Annotated in this window: 13 protein-coding genes; 4 read left to right on the top strand and 9 right to left on the bottom strand. The window is 69.1% G+C overall.

The genetic code is table 11. From position 1 onward, the window contains the following. Positions 1 to 299: 299 nt before the first annotated feature. The 5 genes from ALMP_RS28295 to ALMP_RS28275 form a co-directional block, all read right to left on the bottom strand. Positions 300 to 2,597 carry a discoidin domain-containing protein gene (locus ALMP_RS28295; RefSeq protein WP_264933366.1) on the bottom strand — a complete coding sequence of 766 codons (2,298 nt, stop codon included), beginning with the start codon at positions 2,595 to 2,597 and terminating at the stop codon, positions 300 to 302. A gap of 96 nt (positions 2,598 to 2,693) precedes the next feature. After that, positions 2,694 to 3,602 carry a carbohydrate ABC transporter permease gene (locus ALMP_RS28290; RefSeq protein ID WP_375803540.1) on the bottom strand — a complete coding sequence of 303 codons (909 nt, stop codon included), beginning with the start codon at positions 3,600 to 3,602 and terminating at the stop codon, positions 2,694 to 2,696. Next, positions 3,602 to 4,594 (bottom strand): carbohydrate ABC transporter permease, encoded by a 993-nt coding sequence (locus tag ALMP_RS28285; RefSeq protein ID WP_264933362.1) that lies wholly within the window; start codon positions 4,592 to 4,594, stop codon positions 3,602 to 3,604. Before ALMP_RS28285 ends, ALMP_RS28290 begins: the two co-directional genes overlap by 1 nt. A 42-nt stretch (positions 4,595 to 4,636) precedes the next feature. Next, entirely contained in the window at positions 4,637 to 5,935 is a 1,299-nt protein-coding gene (locus ALMP_RS28280) for an extracellular solute-binding protein (protein WP_264933361.1), read from the bottom strand. Positions 5,936 to 6,012: 77 nt separating this feature from the next. Continuing rightward, a complete protein-coding gene (locus ALMP_RS28275) occupies positions 6,013 to 8,559 on the bottom strand; it encodes a glycoside hydrolase family 3 protein (RefSeq protein ID WP_264933359.1) in 2,547 nt (848 codons plus the stop codon). A 154-nt stretch (positions 8,560 to 8,713) separates the two neighbouring features. Here ALMP_RS28275 and ALMP_RS28270 point away from each other — a divergent pair, with 154 nt between their 5' ends. Beyond that, positions 8,714 to 9,346 (top strand): TetR/AcrR family transcriptional regulator, encoded by a 633-nt coding sequence (locus ALMP_RS28270; RefSeq protein ID WP_264933357.1) that lies wholly within the window; start codon positions 8,714 to 8,716, stop codon positions 9,344 to 9,346. An 86-nt stretch (positions 9,347 to 9,432) separates the two neighbouring features. Here ALMP_RS28270 and ALMP_RS28265 read toward each other — a convergent pair whose 3' ends face one another. The 4 genes from ALMP_RS28265 to ALMP_RS28250 form a co-directional block, all read right to left on the bottom strand. Next, positions 9,433 to 9,648: a hypothetical protein gene (locus tag ALMP_RS28265; protein ID WP_264933356.1), complete on the bottom strand. Its 216-nt coding sequence runs from the start codon at positions 9,646 to 9,648 to the stop codon at positions 9,433 to 9,435. Positions 9,649 to 9,915: 267 nt separating this feature from the next. Continuing rightward, positions 9,916 to 11,484 (bottom strand): long-chain fatty acid--CoA ligase, encoded by a 1,569-nt coding sequence (locus ALMP_RS28260; RefSeq protein ID WP_264933354.1) that lies wholly within the window; start codon positions 11,482 to 11,484, stop codon positions 9,916 to 9,918. Positions 11,485 to 11,518: 34 nt separating this feature from the next. Further along, positions 11,519 to 13,186 carry a cation acetate symporter gene (locus ALMP_RS28255; RefSeq protein WP_264933352.1) on the bottom strand — a complete coding sequence of 556 codons (1,668 nt, stop codon included), beginning with the start codon at positions 13,184 to 13,186 and terminating at the stop codon, positions 11,519 to 11,521. Further along, positions 13,183 to 13,560, bottom strand: coding sequence for a DUF485 domain-containing protein (locus tag ALMP_RS28250; protein WP_264933350.1), 378 nt, complete (start codon positions 13,558 to 13,560; stop codon positions 13,183 to 13,185). The genes ALMP_RS28255 and ALMP_RS28250 overlap by 4 nt, the downstream gene beginning before the upstream one ends. Before the next feature lie 169 nt (positions 13,561 to 13,729). Here ALMP_RS28250 and ALMP_RS28245 point away from each other — a divergent pair, with 169 nt between their 5' ends. The 3 genes from ALMP_RS28245 (at position 13,730) to ALMP_RS28235 (ending at position 16,437) form a co-directional block, all read left to right on the top strand. Beyond that, positions 13,730 to 14,872 carry a GAF domain-containing protein gene (locus ALMP_RS28245; protein WP_264933348.1) on the top strand — a complete coding sequence of 381 codons (1,143 nt, stop codon included), beginning with the start codon at positions 13,730 to 13,732 and terminating at the stop codon, positions 14,870 to 14,872. After that, on the top strand, positions 14,857 to 15,549 hold the full coding sequence (locus ALMP_RS28240; protein ID WP_264933346.1) for a response regulator transcription factor: 693 nt from the start codon (positions 14,857 to 14,859) through the stop codon (positions 15,547 to 15,549). Before ALMP_RS28245 ends, ALMP_RS28240 begins: the two co-directional genes overlap by 16 nt. Before the next feature lie 684 nt (positions 15,550 to 16,233). After that, the gene (locus tag ALMP_RS28235) at positions 16,234 to 16,437 is read left to right on the top strand and encodes a cold-shock protein (protein WP_028799214.1); all 204 of its coding nucleotides are present in this window, start codon (positions 16,234 to 16,236) and stop codon (positions 16,435 to 16,437) included. The last annotated feature ends 166 nt before the right edge of the window (positions 16,438 to 16,603 follow it).

Below are 16,603 nucleotides of genomic sequence, written 5' to 3'. Positions count from 1 at the left end.
CGGCTGCACCGAAACGCGCTCGGTATCGCCTTGGCCGACCTGCATAGTGCGTTTCAGAAGCATCCGAGCCCCCGGTCGCCACGTCACCCTCTGCTACACAGGGCGATCTTGTGCCCGTCGGCAACTGTGCGGAAGCTCCAGCCGGAGGTCTCCATCCGCAGACGGACACCGTCCCGGTGCACGTTGCCCGCGGCACCACGCACGGAGGAGGCCCCACGCGGTTCCCTCCCCCGCACGGGGCCCATGGTCGGGTGGACGGCCTTTCGCAGCCGTCCCCCGGTCCGCCGTCCCGCCCTGGTTCAGGCGGGCCGTGTCGTGAGGATCACGGCTGCTCCGGCGGGCAATCGGTAGCTGTACGTCGTGGCGCCCCACGGGACGTCGAACGTGGCAGGGCCGACGCCGGAGTTGTACGCCACCGACAGCCGGGTGCCGTCGGGCAGGGTCGCGTTCTGGCGCTGGACACCGCTGTTCGTGGCGGCGGTCGAGGGCGAAGCCGCGGTGGCCGGCCCGTCGGGGGCGAGTACGGACACCTCGTGGATGGACCACCAGCTGCCGGATTCGGACTTGTTGACCACCCGTATGTAGCGGGCGGTGGTGGCGGGCAGTTGGATCCGTGTCACGGTGCTTCCCGGCCCGGACGCGATCGGCCGGCCCCAGGTGGCACCGTCCTCGGAGGCGTACACCTCGTACTGGCGGGCGAAGTCGCCGGACGAGGCGGTGCTGTCCAGGACGATCTGGCTGAACGTCCGCTTCGAGCCCAGGTCGACCTGGAACCAGTCTCCGGACTGCATGCCGTGTCCGGAGCTCCACCGGGTGGCGGGGTCGCCGTCGATGGCCTTGGACGGCGGGTCGTCCGTGCTGCTCGCCGAGGCCGACGCCTGCCAACCGTCGCGGGGCAGGGCCACTTCACCAGTGGGCGGAGTGAGGGTCGCGCCGGTGGGCAGGGTGTGGCCGAGCCACTGGTCGCCGATGCGGACCTGGGCCTGCCGGTCGAGCAGGCCGCTGTCGTAGGTGATCAGTGCCTTGCTGCCGTCGGGGTTGCGGAAGGGAATGTCGACCGAGCCGATGGCGGCCGGGTCTGTGTCGCCGTGCTGCTCGCCGGTCCAGGTGAAGGTCGCGGCCGCTCCCGCGGCCAGGGTGTGGGTGAAGTGGCGGTCGCCCCAGCGGACGTGGAAGGTGCGGGCCATGCTGCCGGAGTTGAAGGTGACCAGCGCGGTGGAGCCGTCGGGGTTGGTGAACGCGACGTCCTCGATGCTGCCCTTGCCCAGGGTGTTGGAGGCCACCCGGTGCGCGCCGGGCCGGACGAACTTGCTGGCCTGGGCGAGTCCCCAGTAGTCGGCCGTCGGCTTGTACGTCCACGTGCCGTCGGCGTTCTGGGCGACGGTCACCACGGGGCGGCAGGCGAGGCATCCGTTGTTGGTGGGCCCGTTGTCGGCGTCCAGGGCGAGGTTCCAGCGGACGATGCTCCGGGCCCAGTTCCGGGGGCCGTTGATGACGTTGTCCATGGCTCCGGCGAAGCTGCCCCGCTCGTCGCCCTCCCAGCCGCCGCCGGAGCACTCGGTCTGGAAGGCGGGCTCGTTGGGGTAGTCGTTGTGGACCACGGACTGTGCCAGTACGTCGCCGGCGTAGCAGTGCCAGGCCGTGCCGGCGACCTTCCGGGCGGAGGCCGGGTCGGCGTACAGGGACTCGGGGTAGCTGGTGACGTCCCAGTTGTGGTCGTAGCCGAGTATGCGGGTGGACAGGCCCTGGGCCTTGAGTGTCGGGGCCAGGTGGCGGGTGATGAAGGTCTTCTGCTGATCTGCGGACATGGACATGCCCGGGTAGGTCGACGGCTCGTACAGCGGCTCGTTCTGCGGGGTGATGTAGCGCACCGGCACGCCGGCCGCCGCGTATGCCTTGAGGAACTTCGCGAAGTAGTCGGCGTACGCCTGGTAGGCGTCCGGCTTGAGCTGACCCTTGACCATCGAGTCGCTGGTCTTCATCCAGCCCGGCGCGCTCCACGGGGTGGCCATGACGGTCAGCTGCGGGTTGATCCGGCCGGCCTGCTTCAGCAGGGGCAGGGTGTACGAGCGGTCGTGGTCGATCGAGAAGTGCGCCAGCGTGGGGTCGGTCTCGCCGGCGGGCATGTCGTCGTAGGAGTAGTTGCCGCTCACGGTGAAGTCGGTGGCGCCCATGGGCTGGCGCAGGACGCTCAGGCCGATGCCGTCGCGGCGGCTGAACAGGTCGCGCATCAGCGCGTCACGCTGTGCGCTGTCGAGCTTGGTGCCGACCAGCCAGGCGGAGGAGTCGGTGAACGAGGCTCCGAAGCCGGTCATCGGCTGGTACTTGCGGGTGGTGTCCACGGTGATCGTCGGGGCGGAGGAGCCGGACGGTGCAGGTCCTGTCTTCCAGGCCACGGAGGGCTGTGGGGACAGGTACGTCTTGGTGGACGGATTCGTGAGCCAGACCGATGCCTTGGCGGGCGCGGCGTCGGCCTGGGCGGCGGCCGGTGTGGCCGACGGAAGGACCGGGAGGGCCGCGAGCATCGCTGCGGCGGTGGTCAGGGCGGCCCGGCGCTGTGGCCGGGCGACGCGATCGGCCCGAAGGGTGGGTCTCATGGTGCGGCTCCTTGCATGCATGGCTGCGTGGTGCGAAGCGGCGCGTGGGGGCCAGGGAAGGGCGCCGGAACGGGGGTCACTTCAGAAGATGGGGGCTCACTTCAGGCCGGTGGTGGCGATGCCGGCGATGAACTGCCGCTGGAAGAGGAGGAAGACGACGATCACCGGGAGCAGGACGACGACGGCTCCGGCGAGGAGGATGCCGAAGAGGGTGAAGTCCTGGCCGCTGCTGGCCAGGGCGAGTCCGACCGGCAGCGTGTACTGGTTCTCGTTCTGGGCCACGACCAGAGGCCACAGGAAGTTGTTCCAGGAGCCGAGGAAGGTGATGATCCCCAGCGTGGCGAGCGCGGGTTTCGTCAGCGGCAGGATGACCTTCCAGAAGATCGCCAGCTCCCGGCAGCCGTCGACGCGTGCGGCGTCGATGAGTTCGTCGGGCAGGGTGGAGATGAACTGCCGCATCAGGAACACCCCGAACGGGGTGGCCAGGAACGGCAGGATCAGCCCGAGCAGGGAGCCACTCAGCCCCAGGTTGGTCACCACGACGAACAGCGGTACGAAGGTGACCAGGCCCGGCACCATGAGGGTGGCGATGACCAGGGTGAAGACGCCGCGCCTTCCTCGGAACTCGAGCTTGGCCAGCGCGTAGCCGAGCATCGAGCAGAAGACCAGGTTTCCGGCGGTGACGGCCAGGGCCACGATCACCGAGTTGGCGAACATGCTCGTGAAGTCGAGACTGCTGAACAGTTCGCGGTAGTTGGCGGTCGTGGGACTGGTGGGGACCAGGACGGGCGGCACCTTGCGGATGTCCGCCTCGGGTTTGAAGGACCCGGACAGCATCCACAGGAACGGCGAGATCATCAGCAGCAGGACGGCGGTGAGCGGCAGGTACAGCCAGGGGTGGCCCCAGGTCTGCCGGATGCGGCGGCGGCGCAGTGCCCGGTCCGTACCGGCGTGCTCCGTACCGGCGTGCTCCGTCCCAGGGGTGGCGAGAGTGCTCATGGGCATCAGTCCTTGTCTCGCAGCACTCGGAACTGCAACACGGTCAGCGCGACGATGAGGACGAAGACGACGTAGCCGGCGGCGGAGGCGACGTCGTAGTTGCCGTTGCCGAACTGTTTGTAGGCGTACAGCGTGGCCGACAGGGTGGAGTCCAGCGGGCCGCCGTCGGTCATGACGAACGGCTCGTCGAAGAACTGCAGATAGCCGATGCCGGTGGTCACGGCGGTCAGCAGCAGGGCCGGGCGCAGGAGGGGGAAGGTGATGCGCCAGAACCGCTGCCAGGGCCCGGCGCCGTCGAGTTCGGCCGCCTCCATCAGGGAGTGGGGCACGGACTGCAGTCCCGCCAGCATGATGATCATGACGGTGCCGAGGTTCCGCCACACCGCCATGACGATCATGACCGGCAGGGCGAAGCGGGTGTCGGCGAGCCATGCGGGGCCGTCGATCCCGAACCAGCCCAGGACGGCGTTCACCAGTCCGGCGCGGGGTTCGAGGAGCGTCTTCCACACCACGGCGACGGCCACGATGCTGGTGATCACCGGGAGGTAGAAGCCGAGCCGGAAGACGGCCCGGAAGCGCTGGATGCCGCTGTTGAGGGCCACCGCCGCGGCGAGCCCGGCAGCCAGCGTCAGAGGCAGGCTGACCAGGACGAAGACAGCGGTGTTGCTCAGGGCGGTGAGGAACTGGGGGTCCTCGTACAGCCGCGTGTAGTTGTCGAGGCCGATGAACCCCACGTTCAGCGGTGTGCGCAGGTCGGCGCTCTTGGTGTCGGTCAGGCTCATCAGCAGCGACCAGGCCACCGGGAGCAGCATGAAGGCGAGGAACAGGGCGAGGAACGGCACGGCGAGGATCCACGCGGCGCGGGTCTGCCGAGCCCCGGCGGTCTGCCTGAGCGAGAAGATGCGGCGGTCCGTGCGCTGTGGCCTCGGGGGCCGCAGCGCACGCGTGTCGCCCTTCTCCGGCTTCTCCGGCTTCTCCGGGAGAGTGTTCGTGGACATGGAGGTCATCCGTCCGTACGAGGGTTGCTCACGCGGCGGCGCTCAGCGGCCGGTGCCGATGCTGGTGGCCTTGGACTGCAGGGTCTTCTGCACCTCGGCGACGGTGGCCTTGCTGTAGGCGAGCTTCTCCAGCTCCGAGTCGATGGTGTCGGCGATCTGCTGCCAGGTCGTGATCGCGGGCGGCGCCTTGGTGACCTTCAACTGCTCGGCGAACGCCTTCATCTTCTCGTCCTCATTCAGCTTGGCCTCCGTCCACGCCTCGGGGGAGGCGGGCAGGTTCCCGGACGCCTTGGCGTAGGCGGCGAGGTTGGCGGGCTCGGTGAGGAACCGCACGAACTTCCATGCGGCGTCGGCGTTCTTGGCGTCCTTGAACACCGCCAGGTCGCTGCCGCCCGCGAGTCCGGCGGGCTGCTCGGCGTACGGCAGCGGCATGGTCTTCCACTTGCTGTCCAGTTCCGGGACGTCCTTGTGCAGGTTGCCGCCGGTGCTGGGGCCCTGCTGGAGGGTGGCGATCACCCCGTTCTGGAGGTTCAGCTTGTTGTCCGTCTTGTCGGTCGGCGCCATGCGCTGCTTGAAGACGTCGGCGTAGTACTCCAGCGCCTTGGTGACCTCGGGGGAGTCGAAGGTGAACTTCTTGGTCTCCGCGTCGTAGATGTCACCGCCGTGCTGCCACACCACCGGCAGCCAGAACAGCCAGGCGTTGAAGCCGATCTGCATTCCGGCGGCGTAGTGCAGCTTGGGGTTCTGCTTGCCGGCGGTGGCCTGGATGGCCTCGAGGTCCTTCAGGTAGCCGTCCCAGTCCGTGGCGGGGGCGGCCTTGATGCCGGCCTTGGTGGTGAGGTCGGTGCGGTAGTAGATCACCGAGGTGTCCGCGACGAACGGCACACCGTACGAGGTGTCCTTGTACTTCGTGGTGTCCCACTGACCGGGGTAGAAGTCCGACGACTCGATCGACGTGGGGGTGGCCTGGAAGCCGTTCATGGCGGCCATCTCAGCCATCCATGTGGAGCCGATGATGGACATGTCCGGGGTGTTGCCGGCGGCAATCGCGGTGGTCAGCTTCTCGTGGGCGGCGTCCCAGGGCACCGCGGTGATCTGGACGTCGGCGTCCGGGTTCTGCTGCTCGAACTTCTTCGCCAGGCTCTGCAGGTCCTTGTCGGCCTCGTCGCCCATGGACCACATGACGACCTTGCCCTTGGCCTTGCCGCTGCTGATCTCCGCGGGGGCGTCCGTGCCGGGACCGGAGTCCTCGCTCCGCCCGCAGCCGGTGGCCAGCAGGGCCGCCGCGACGGTGGCGCAGGCTATCTGGAGGGTTCTGGTGCTGGGACGGGTGGTGTACATGGTTGCGGCTCCTTGCGGTCGTGCTGAACAGGGCACGGGGGGTGGCTGGGGCACATGGGACTGGGCGACCGGATGGGTCAGCCTGCGGGGTGCAGGCAGCCGTCGTCGACGGTCACCTCAGCCGTGAGATGCAGGTCACGGCTGGAGCGTCCGACGCGGAGGCGGTAGCGGCCGGGCGGAGTGCGCCACGCGTGAGCCTCGCTGTCCCAGATCTGGAAGGCGCGGGCGGGCACGTGTACCTCGGCTGTGACGCGGGCGCCCGGTGCCGCCTGGACGGTGGCGAAGCCGGCGAGCAGGCGCACCGGCCGGTCGGGGCCGTCGTGTGGCGGTTCCAGATAGACCTGGACGACCTCACGGCCGGCCTGGGGGCCGGTGTTGGTCAGCTCCACGGTCAGGTCGAGCCCGTCTCCGCCCGCGGGGCTGGGCAGAGTGGCGGAGACGGGAGACGGGGAGAGGGTCACGGACTCGTACGTCCACCGGGTCCAGCCGAGGCCGTGGCCGAACGGGAAGGCCGGGACGAGCCCGCCCCTGTCCCAGGCCCGGTACCCGACGTGGACGCCTTCGCTGTAGTCCACGATGCCGTCGCGGGGGCGGGCGTCGGGGACGGGGACGTCCTCCGCGCGGGCGGGCAGCGTCCACGGCAGCCGGCCCGACGGCTCTGTCCGGCCGAGCAGGACGTCGGCCAGTGCATGCCCGGCCTCCTGGCCAGGCAGCCACACCCACAGCAGGGCGGGAGCCTCATCGGCCCAGGGCAGTAGCACCGGGGCACCGGCGTTGACGACCACGATGGTGCGCGGGTTCGCGGCGATCACCTTGCGGACGAGTTCGTTCTGGTGGCCGGGCAGATCCAGCCCGTTGCGGTCCCAGCCCTCGGACTCGACCTCTTCGTTGGTGCCCACGACGACCACGGCGACATCGGCCGCCTGCGCCGCGGCGACGGCTTCGGCGATCTCCTCGTACGGGGTGGGCCCGGGTGGGGCGTGGCGCAGTTGGGCGGTGACGAAACGGTCGTAACCACCGGGCTCGACCACGGTGAGGTCGATGCCGAGGGCGATCCGGCGCGGCTGCGGCCCGACCTCCAGGTCGATGCCCCGCAGCCGCGGGTTGTTGTGAGTGGAGTCGAGGATCAGTTCCACGCCCCGATCGTCGTCCCCGGCCAGGACCTCCTCGCCGTCCACGGTCACCGCGTAGCGGCCGACGCAGCCGATCTCCAGGCGGTGTGTCCCCGGCTCGGTGAAGGTCAGCACCGTGCGCAGCACCACACGACGCGTCGCCGCCCCGAAGGCCGTGTATCCGCTCCAGTCACCGGAGGGGCGAATCTCGCCACCCACCCGGTTGCCGTCGGCATCGAGGTGGTCAGCGCGCACGCCGGCGGTGCCGGTCTCGGGATCGATGAGCAGGGCGCCGGAGAGGAACGGCGGGCGCAGTCGGGCATCGCCGCCCCGATGCACCGACAGGCGCACGTCGTCGGGGAGCGCAGCGCGCAGCCCGTCCTCGAACGACACCGTCCGTACCGCCGGAACGAAGGCGCTCCCGCCGCCCTGGAGGTACGGCGCCACGGCGTTGGGACCGATGAGCGCGACGCTGCGGATGCCCTCTGGCCCCAGCGGCAGCAGGTCTGCCTCGTTGCGGAGCAGCACCATGCCCCGGGCCGCAACCTCGCGTAGGAGACGAAACTCCATTTCTCCGGGTCCCGCCTGGGCGGCGGGCGGCGCCGGGTTCTGCCCGGGTTCGCCGAGTTGCCCGGTGTGCCTGGCCAGGCGCAGCAGCCTCAGCACCTTGTCGTCGATGAGCCGCTCGTCCACCTCGCCCGCGCGCACGGCTGCCACAAGAGGCTCGCCCCACAAGGGGTCGGGTCCCGGCATCACCAGATCCAGACCGCCGACCGCCGAGGCCACGGTCGAGCGGGTGGCGGCCCAGTCACTGACCACGGGTCCGGAAAAACCCCATTCTTCCTTCAGCACTTCACGCAGCAGCCGCGCGTTTTCGGTCATCGGCGCCGACTCGGTGCCGTCGTCGACGCCTGAGTAGGCGGCCATCACGCTCCATGGCTCGGCCTCGGCGAGGACCTGCTCGAACGGGGCAAGGTAGACCTCCCGAAGCGTCCGCTCGTCGAGCCGGGAGCGGTAGCGGGTGCGGTCGGTCTCGGAGTCGTTGGCCACGAAGTGCTTCAGGCACGCGCCCACGCCCCGGCTCTGCAGGCCGCGTACCACGGCGGCGGCCAGCGTGCCGGTGAGCAGCGGGTCCTCGGAGAAGTACTCGAAGTGCCGTCCGGCGACTGGCGTGCGCTGCAAATTCACCACCGGGCCAAGGACGACATCGACGCCCTTGCGGCGCGCCTCCGTCGCGAACAGAGTCCCCAGGTGTTCGGCAAGCGCGGTATCCCAGGCGGCCGCCAGGGCGCTCGGAGCCGGAGCCAGCATGCCGGTGGCGCCGGGGTCCTCACCGGTTCCGCGCACTCCCTGCGGGCCGTCGGACATCGTCACCGCCGACAGTCCGAGGCGGGACTCGGCCGGGAGTCTCCACACGGTGGCACCCGTCAGCAGACGGACCTTCGACTCAAGATCCAGCGTCCGGATGCGATCGGACAGCTCGGTGTCATCAGGGAGGGCAGGGCGGCTCATGCTCGTCCTTCCAGGCCGCGGCGCGGCACGAAGCGGGCGGAACGGGAGCAGGAAAGCACACTTACTAAGTACTTAGTAAGTCCTTGTGCGTATGTTCTTTCTCAGGTTTGATCGGCACGTGACCACCGATCGACAGCCCCGTAGACTCCGCACGATGAGCGAGAGCACGCCGAACGGGGAGCGGCAGCCCCGCACCGGGAAGAGCCTCAAAGCGCAGCAGCGACGGCACGAGATCCTCCGGATCGCCATGGACACCTTCGCCACCCGCGGCTACAACAACGCCTCCCTGCAGGAGATCGCCGACCGCGCCGGAGTCACCCAGGCCGGCGTCCTGCACTACTTCCGCTCCAAGACGCTGCTGCTCGCCAGCGTCCTGCAACTGCGCGACGACACCGACACCGATCAGGACAAGGAGCGCCCACGCGGCCTGGCCTTCCTGCAGCACCTGGTCGACACCATGCGCCGCAACGCCGAACGTGAGGGCATCGTCCGCCTGTACGCGGTGCTGTCAGCGGAAAGCACCACCGAAGGCCACCCCGCCCAGGACTACTTCCGCGACCGCTACGAAAGCCTGCGCGCCGACGTCACCGCCGCGCTGGCGGAGGCCCACGAACTCGGCGAGGTGCGAGCCGACGCCAACCTCGAGGAAGCAGCCAACGCGATCATCGCCGTCATGGACGGCCTTCAGATCCAGTGGCTGCTCGCCCCCGACTCCGTCGACATGAGCGCTGCCACGGACCGCGTCATCACAGCGCTCTTGGCCGACATCACCGCCAAGCACACCTGACCCGTCGTGCGTCGCCCACCGCACGGGTGAGGGACCGAGTCGGAGACCCGGCCCCCCACCGGCATGTCCGGGTTCGGTTATCCGGCCTAAGAGATCGAGAACTGTGTCGTGCCCCCGTCCCCGGCCTTCGGGACGTAAAGCTGCTTCCACGTCCAGCCCTTGGGCGGACGGACATGGTGGAACTCGACCGACCTGTCGGTCTGCCACCAGTAATCCGCGGCGGTGGTGCACCCGTTGGCCGGGACGTCCCAGAACCGTGAACCGCCCCAGTCGCCGTGGTCGTTGTAGCCGACGAGGATCATCAATGCAGGTCAGAGGCTTGAACAACGGAGTGAAGTGGTGTCCCGCAGGGCGGCCGCCCTCAAGGTGCCTGCGAACACGGCGACCCGACGGGCGGAGGCTGCGTGTGCTCGCGCGCGAGAGGGCGGTCACCGAGAGATGCGCCCGCCGGGCCATGTGCCGGTAGGTGGGACTGCCGGCCGCCCGGCGCAGGGTTCGCAGCTCGTCGGCGAAGCGGGCTATCGGGCCGGCGCCGGGATCCAGCGGCGTCTCAGGGCGCCCCATGGAGGTCAGGCCGACAGTCGATCGGCAAGCTCACGCTTGAGGATCTTGCCTGTCGCGGTCATGGGCAGCCCGTCCCGGAACTCGACGATGCGTGGGTACTTGTGGCCCGCCATGTTCTGCCGGCACCAGGCCACGATGTCGGCCTCTGTGGCCGTGGCTCCGGGCTTGCGGATCACGAAGGCTTTGACCTCCTCACCGTGGCTGGCGTGGGGTACGCCGACCACTGCCGCGAGGCTGACGGCCGGGTGGGTGAGCAGAACTTCCTCGAGTTCGCGGGGGTAGACGTTGAAGCCGCCGCGGATGATGAGGTCCTTGGTGCGGTCCACGATGTAGAGGTAGCCGTCGGCATCCCGCCTGCCGACATCGCCCGTACGGAACCAGCCCTGCTCGTCGATGGCCTCCGCCGTCGCTTCCGGCCGGTCGAGGTATCCCTTCATCACGTTGTGGCCGCGGATCCGGATCTCACCGGGCTCGTCGACGTCTGCTTCCGTGCCGTCGGAGCGGACGACGCTCACCTCGACGCCCCACGCCGGAAACCCGATCGAGCCGGGTTTGCGAGGCCGGTCGATGCGGTTGAACGTGGCGATGGGGCTGGTCTCGGAGAGTCCGTAGCCTTCGAGGATGGGCACGCAGAAGCGCTCCTCGAAGCTCTTCAGCACCTCGACGGGCAGGGCCGATCCGCCGGAGACGCCGAGACGCAGGTTCTCCGCGATCGCGGCCAGCTCGGATCCGGTGACGTCCTCGCAGTTCAGCAGGGCCCAGTACATCGTCGGCACACCGGCGAAGAAGGTGATGCGCTCGCGCACCATGACCTCGATCGCCGCGCGGGCGTCGAAGCGCGGCATCAGCACGATGGTGGTGCCGGTCGCGAATCCCGCGTTGAGCTGCGCGGTCTGCCCGAAGGAGTGGAACAGCGGCAGCGCCAGCAGTTGGACGTCGTCGGGCACCATCGCGAACAGGCGGCTCGCCATCAGCGCGTTGTGGACCATGTTGCTGTGTGTCAGCTCGGCACCCTTGGGGGCGCCGGTCGTGCCGCTGGTGTAGAGGATGACCGCGGTGTCCGTCTCCGCCGTCTGCACGGTGTCGAACGCGGCGGGCATCCCGTCGGTGAACTCCGCGAGCGTCGTCGTCCCCGGGTTCTCCGGCCGGGTCGCACCGGAGGGCGTGCCGGGGAGCAGCACGAACTGCTCACAGCCCGGCGTCGACTCGAACGCCCGCAGCCCCGCCTCAGCGATCGGCAGTTGCTCAGTGCCCTCGAAGCAGAAGTAGGCGGTCGCTCCGGAGTCCTGGAGGTGGTACGCGATCTCCCGCTCGGTAAGCAGGACGTTCAGCGGTACGATGGTCGCGCCCGCCTTGAGGATGCCGTAGTAGACGATGGCGAAGTACGGCAGATTGGGGCAGCTCAGGGCCACCCGGTCGCCGGGTCCGATGCGGTGAGCCGACAGTGCCGCCGCGACCCGGTTCGCCTCGGCGTCGATCTGCGCGTACGTCAGCCGTGTGCCCCCCAGCACCACGGCGTCACGGTCGGGCGCCTCGCGTGCGGTGTTTTCCAGCAGGACGGCGAGGTTGAGCATGGGTGTCTCCTCGGATGAAGCGGTACGGCTGTGGCTAGCGGGCCGTGAAGAAGAAGCCCGGGTCGCCCGGCGTGGTCCTCGCGACGGGTTCCGTACGCGGGTTTCCGGTCGAGTTCTCCACGGCGACGCGGTGCTGGAGGTCGGCGAACTTCCGGACATCAGGCTGTCTGCGGTCGAGGAAGGAGCCGAGCCAGCCGAGCAGGAACCCGAGGGGGATGGAGGCGATTCCGCAGTACCGGAGCGGGAAGAGGGCGAAGTCCGAGTCTGGCAGCAGGGAGGTGGGGCTCCCTGACAGGCCGGGCGAGAGGGCCCACAGTGTCAGGCTGGAGACGAGCCCTCCGTAGAGCGTCCAGCATGCTCCCCTGCTCGTGAATCCGCTCCAGTACAGGGTGTACAGCAGCGCGGGCAGCACGGTCGACGCGGCGACGGCGAACGCCAGAGCGACCAGGGTGGTGACGTTGATGTCCTGGGCGTACATGGACAGCGTCGTGGCGATCACGCCGATCAGGACGGCCGCGATTCGGGCGAGGCCGACCTCCCGGCTCTCCGGTGCCCGACCCTGCCTGAACGCGGCCTGGTACAGGTCGTGCGCCATTGCGGCGCAGGCGGCAAGGGTCGTCCCCGACACCACCGCGAGGATCGTCATGAAGGCCACGCAGGAGATCACGGTCAGCAGCAGCGTGCCGCCCAGCTGGTCCGCCAGCAGGAAGGTGGCGGTGTTGCCGCTCGGGCTCTCGCTCGTGATGCGGGCCGGTCCGACCAGGGCTCCCGCCCCCAGCCCGATGACCGCCGCCATCAGGCAGAAGGCGAGGGTGAGGAGAGCCGCCCAGCGAACCGTCTCGCGCGCCGCGCGCGCCGTGGGCACCGCGCTGATGCGCATCAGCAGATGGGGCAGTCCGGCCGCGCCGAGCACGATGGCCAGCTGCAGACTCAACCCGTCGACCCTGCTGACCGCATCGCTCCCGACGGCAGCCCCGGGATTCAGGAACCGGTCACCGGCACCACTGTTGACCGCCGCCCGGTGCAGGACCTCGCCCGGGTTCCAGCCGGCCTCGGACAGCACCCCGAACGCGAGGAGCAGGCCACCGCCCACCAGCAGACCGGCCTTCAGCAGTTGTACGACGGTGGTGGCCCGCATGCCGCCGATGGCCACGTAAAGGATCATCACGAAGCCGAGCGCAGCGACCATGCTCCGCTCGGCCGCCACCCCGGTCAGACCCAGCACCGGTGCGGCCAGGGCGCCCGCGCCGACGAGTTGCGGGATGAGGTAGAGCAGGCAGATGACGAGCGTGGCCAGACCGGCGGCCGCGTGCACCGGACGCGGGTTCAGCCGCCGTGCCAGGCAGTCTCCGACCGTGAAGCGGCCTGTGCTGTGGTACGGCTCGGCGATCAGGAACTGGATGACGATCCAGCTGACGACGGGCCCCAGGAGGAAGATCATCATGCCGTCGTAGCCGGTCAACGCCACCAGCCCCGGCGTACCGAGAAGGGTGGCGGCCGACATGTAACTGCCGAAGAGGGCCAGCCCGGCCCGGGCCGGGGACAGCCGTCGGTCGCCGAGGTAGAAGCCGCCGTCGGCGCCGTCGGTGCCGTCTCCCGAGATGACCAGCACGGCCAGGAACAGCGCGCAGCAGACGAAGGGCGCGAAGACGGTGAAGACGTGGAAGGAGGGAGCGGCTGTCAGTTCGAGGGCGAGGCTCATCGGGCACCCCCCGCATGGCGCTTCAGCTCCTCGGTGACGGGGTCGACGTTGGTGGCGGAGTAGTGGGCGTACCAGTGAACGGCGGCCGCGGTGGCGGCACACAGCGCCAGGCCACCGGCGAGGCCGACGGACAGCCGGCCGACCAGGACCATGCCCATGAACTCCGGTGCCAGGGCGGCGAGTACAACGTTGAGCAGGAAGAGTCCGAGGACAGCGGCCGTGACGGGCCGAACCGGCCTGAGCCGTCTGGCGCGCAACGCGAGCAGGTCGGCCACGGGGTCGTCGACCCGCTCGTCCCGGCGGTTCCAAGGCTCCGCGCCTCGTTCGTGCCAGGGATCGCGGTGGCGGGGATAAGGGGTGGCGCCATGTGTCATGAGGGCTGCGTTTCCGTCTGGGGCGGCTGGCCTGGGGGGTACCGACGCATCCTGGGCGGGCCCGAGGACGCCCGACAGCCCCATGCGGAGGTCTCCAGATGGAGATGGCGTCCAGAAACGGAACCAGTGACCATGGGAAAGTAAGGGCCGAGCAGGGAGGTGCCCGAGCATGACCGGTCCGGTGGGCGGACAGCAGCGACAGCCGCTGCCTGACGAACTGTTCGAGCTCACCGAGGGTTACAGGGAGATCCTTGCCCTGCTCGACGGTCCCGCCGCGATGCGCCGGATCGTGGCGACGGTGCCCACCGTGTGCGGCGCGGACACGGCCTGGGTCGGCGAACCGGAAGGCCCGGACGAGATCGTTCTGAGGCATCCGCTGAACGTGCGGACCGACAGGGTGGACGGACTCGTGGTCCCCGTCGGCTGCGGCCTGGGTGGCCAGGTCCTCATCGAGCGCACACCGAAGTGGGTGCGCGACTACCAGCACGCCCAGAGCATCACCCACCACTTCAAGTCCGTGGTGGAGGCCGAGGGCATGACCTCGATGATCGCCGTTCCGATGGTCTACGAGGACCGGCTGCTCGGCGTGCTGTACGGCTCCAACCGCTACGCGGCGTCGTACGACGATCGTGCGACGCAGCTCTTCGAACAGGCCGCTGCCCGCGCGGCAGCCGCGGTGGTCGTCGCGGAGCGGGCTCGGCACGCCGCCGAGATCGCGGTGCACGAGGAGCGTCGACGCGTCGCCCTCGATCTCCACGACACCGTCGGGGCCATGCTCTTCACGATCGGCGCGGGCATCCGCAGGCTGGCCGAGGAACTGCCCCCGGGGGACGCGCTGCAGGGACGGCTCAGCGACCTGGAGCAGCAGACGGTGGAGGCGGCAGCCGCATTGCGCACGTCGCTGCACGCGCTGAACGCTCCGCCGGACCGGATCGCCGGCTGTGTGGCGCTGCGCGGCGACTGCCGGGCCTTCCAGGAGCGCACCGGCATCATTGCCCGGCTCATCACGGTCACCGATGTGCCGCCGCTGCCGCCGGCCCACGTCAGGGCGCTCGTCGTCGCGGCAAGGGAGGCCCTGCTGAACGTGGAGAAGCACGCCCAGGCCCAGTCCGTCGTGGTCAGCGTGTTCGCGGGCGCGGGCGGAGTCACGGTGCGGATCGCCGACGACGGCGTGGGGCTTCCGACCCGGAACACCTCGGAAGGACTGGGTATGCAGGCCATGTCCGAACGGCTGGCACGCGTGGGCGGACGCCTGAGCGTGGGCCGCAACGAGGACGGCGGCGTCACGGTACAGGCGTGGGTCCCCGCATGAGCCGGGAGGAGTCGGGTCAGCAGCACTCGGACCGGGAGACGACGGGCGACCAGGAGAAGGTGAGCGTCCTGGTCGTCGACGACCACCCCATCGTCCTGGACGGCGTGACGGTGGCCCTCAGCAACACCCCGTGGATCGCCGTCGCGGGATTCGCCCGCTCCGGGAGAGAAGCCGTCACCGCGGTCGAGCTCCTGCGCCCCGACATCGTCCTCCTCGACCTGCGCCTGCCCGACATGCTCGCACCCGAAGTGGTCCGCGAACTGCGCGCCCACCGTCCCGGCGTCAAAGTCGTGATCTTCACCGCGTATCCCGAGCACGCCGCGCTGAACGCGGCCCTCGACGCTGGAGCGCACGCGGTCATCCTCAAGGACACCGAGCGATCCGATCTGGTGGACACCATCCGGCGAGTGAACGCCGGCGAGCGCGTCATCTCCACCAGCCTCGAACAGGACGTGAATATCCTGCTGGCCAAACGGCTCAAGGAGCGCGGACTGACCCGCCGCGAGTACGACATCCTGCGCCGCATGGCGATGGGCGAGACGAACCCGGAGATCGCCGAGGCCCTCGGCCTCACCCGGAACACGGTCAAGACGTACGTGCAACGAACACTGGAGAAACTGGGCGCCCGCAACCGCATCGAGGCGCTCACCCGCGCCAACGAATGCGGGATCCTCTAGAGCCCCGGCCCTTCGTAGGGATTGCTCACGCAACGCCGCCCGTGTCCCCCTCGACGGCTCTGCATCGAACGCTGCTCTCACAGGCAGACCTAGAGCCCACCCAAGCGCCGTCGCTTCCCAAGCTGAGAGCGCGAGTTCGATTCTCGTCACCCGCTCCAGAGAGAAACCCCAAGTCATCTGACTTGGGGTTTGTTTGTGTCGAGTCCAATTTGAGGGTTTCGTGCCCTCTGTGCGCCCTGAGTCGAGGACAAGCGGTCACCTGAGGGGTCTTCGGACGCCGGACCGCCTCCATCGGGCAGGTGCACGGTCGCCATGTGGCCTTCGTCTCGCTTCGGGGGTCTGGGCGCTTTCGTCGGCATCTGGTCCGCCGATGACGACAGCGGCCGCGCACAAGCCATCGAAGGAGGTCACAGCGCTGCGAGCGGGAAAACTCGGCGGCAATACCGCAGCCCGGAAGACAATATCTATCGCCGCAAAGTAAGAAATCGAGGCGGCGCACGAGAAATATTCCTGAGGCGACAGGCGGCGCGGAATTACTTATCGGGCAGGGCCGATGTCGACGTGCTACTGTCGACGTCAGTTGCAGGTGTGGTTGCCAGAAGGTTTTTCCGACGGCTGATCATCACGGCGACACGGAATCCGCACAGGGCGTATTCCTGACACCGCCTCCGAAGGAGAAACAAAATGGCTACTGGCACTGTGAAGTGGTTCAACGCGGAAAAGGGCTTCGGCTTCATCGAGCAGGACGGCGGCGGCGCCGACGTCTTCGCCCATTACTCGAACATCGCCACCCAGGGCTTCCGCGAGCTGCTGGAAGGCCAGAAGGTGTCGTTCGACATCGCGCAGGGCCAGAAGGGCCCGACGGCCGAGAACATCGTTCCCGCCTGACGCACCGGCACTGACGCATACTTCGCCGCTGGGGCCCGCACTTTGGGTGCGGGCCCCGGCTCGCTTTATTTTCAGGGCGCTTCGACCCTGTCATTTACGGCTCGTTCTCGCGATTCTCTGCGCCGCTCATTTCGCTGCGGAAATTCCTTGATACGTGCCCACGTCG

This window comes from Streptomyces sp. A012304 (assembly GCF_026008495.1).
In the GTDB taxonomy this organism is placed as follows: Bacteria; Actinomycetota; Actinomycetes; order Streptomycetales; family Streptomycetaceae; genus Streptomyces.
This window is presented reverse-complemented; position numbering and strand designations above follow the sequence as displayed.

Coding starts and splice junctions, on each gene's coding strand:
- ALMP_RS28290 (WP_375803540.1), bottom strand. CDS start 3,602: ATGCCCATGAGCACTCTCGCCACCCCTGGGACGGAGCACGCCGGTACG.
- ALMP_RS28260 (WP_264933354.1), bottom strand. CDS start 11,484: ATGCTCAACCTCGCCGTCCTGCTGGAAAACACCGCACGCGAGGCGCCC.
- ALMP_RS28280 (WP_264933361.1), bottom strand. CDS start 5,935: ATGTACACCACCCGTCCCAGCACCAGAACCCTCCAGATAGCCTGCGCC.
- ALMP_RS28295 (WP_264933366.1), bottom strand. CDS start 2,597: ATGAGACCCACCCTTCGGGCCGATCGCGTCGCCCGGCCACAGCGCCGG.
- ALMP_RS28275 (WP_264933359.1), bottom strand. CDS start 8,559: ATGAGCCGCCCTGCCCTCCCTGATGACACCGAGCTGTCCGATCGCATC.
- ALMP_RS28235 (WP_028799214.1), top strand. CDS start 16,234: ATGGCTACTGGCACTGTGAAGTGGTTCAACGCGGAAAAGGGCTTCGGC.
- ALMP_RS28250 (WP_264933350.1), bottom strand. CDS start 13,560: ATGACACATGGCGCCACCCCTTATCCCCGCCACCGCGATCCCTGGCAC.
- ALMP_RS28245 (WP_264933348.1), top strand. CDS start 13,730: ATGACCGGTCCGGTGGGCGGACAGCAGCGACAGCCGCTGCCTGACGAA.
- ALMP_RS28265 (WP_264933356.1), bottom strand. CDS start 9,648: ATGATCCTCGTCGGCTACAACGACCACGGCGACTGGGGCGGTTCACGG.
- ALMP_RS28255 (WP_264933352.1), bottom strand. CDS start 13,186: ATGAGCCTCGCCCTCGAACTGACAGCCGCTCCCTCCTTCCACGTCTTC.
- ALMP_RS28285 (WP_264933362.1), bottom strand. CDS start 4,594: ATGTCCACGAACACTCTCCCGGAGAAGCCGGAGAAGCCGGAGAAGGGC.
- ALMP_RS28270 (WP_264933357.1), top strand. CDS start 8,714: ATGAGCGAGAGCACGCCGAACGGGGAGCGGCAGCCCCGCACCGGGAAG.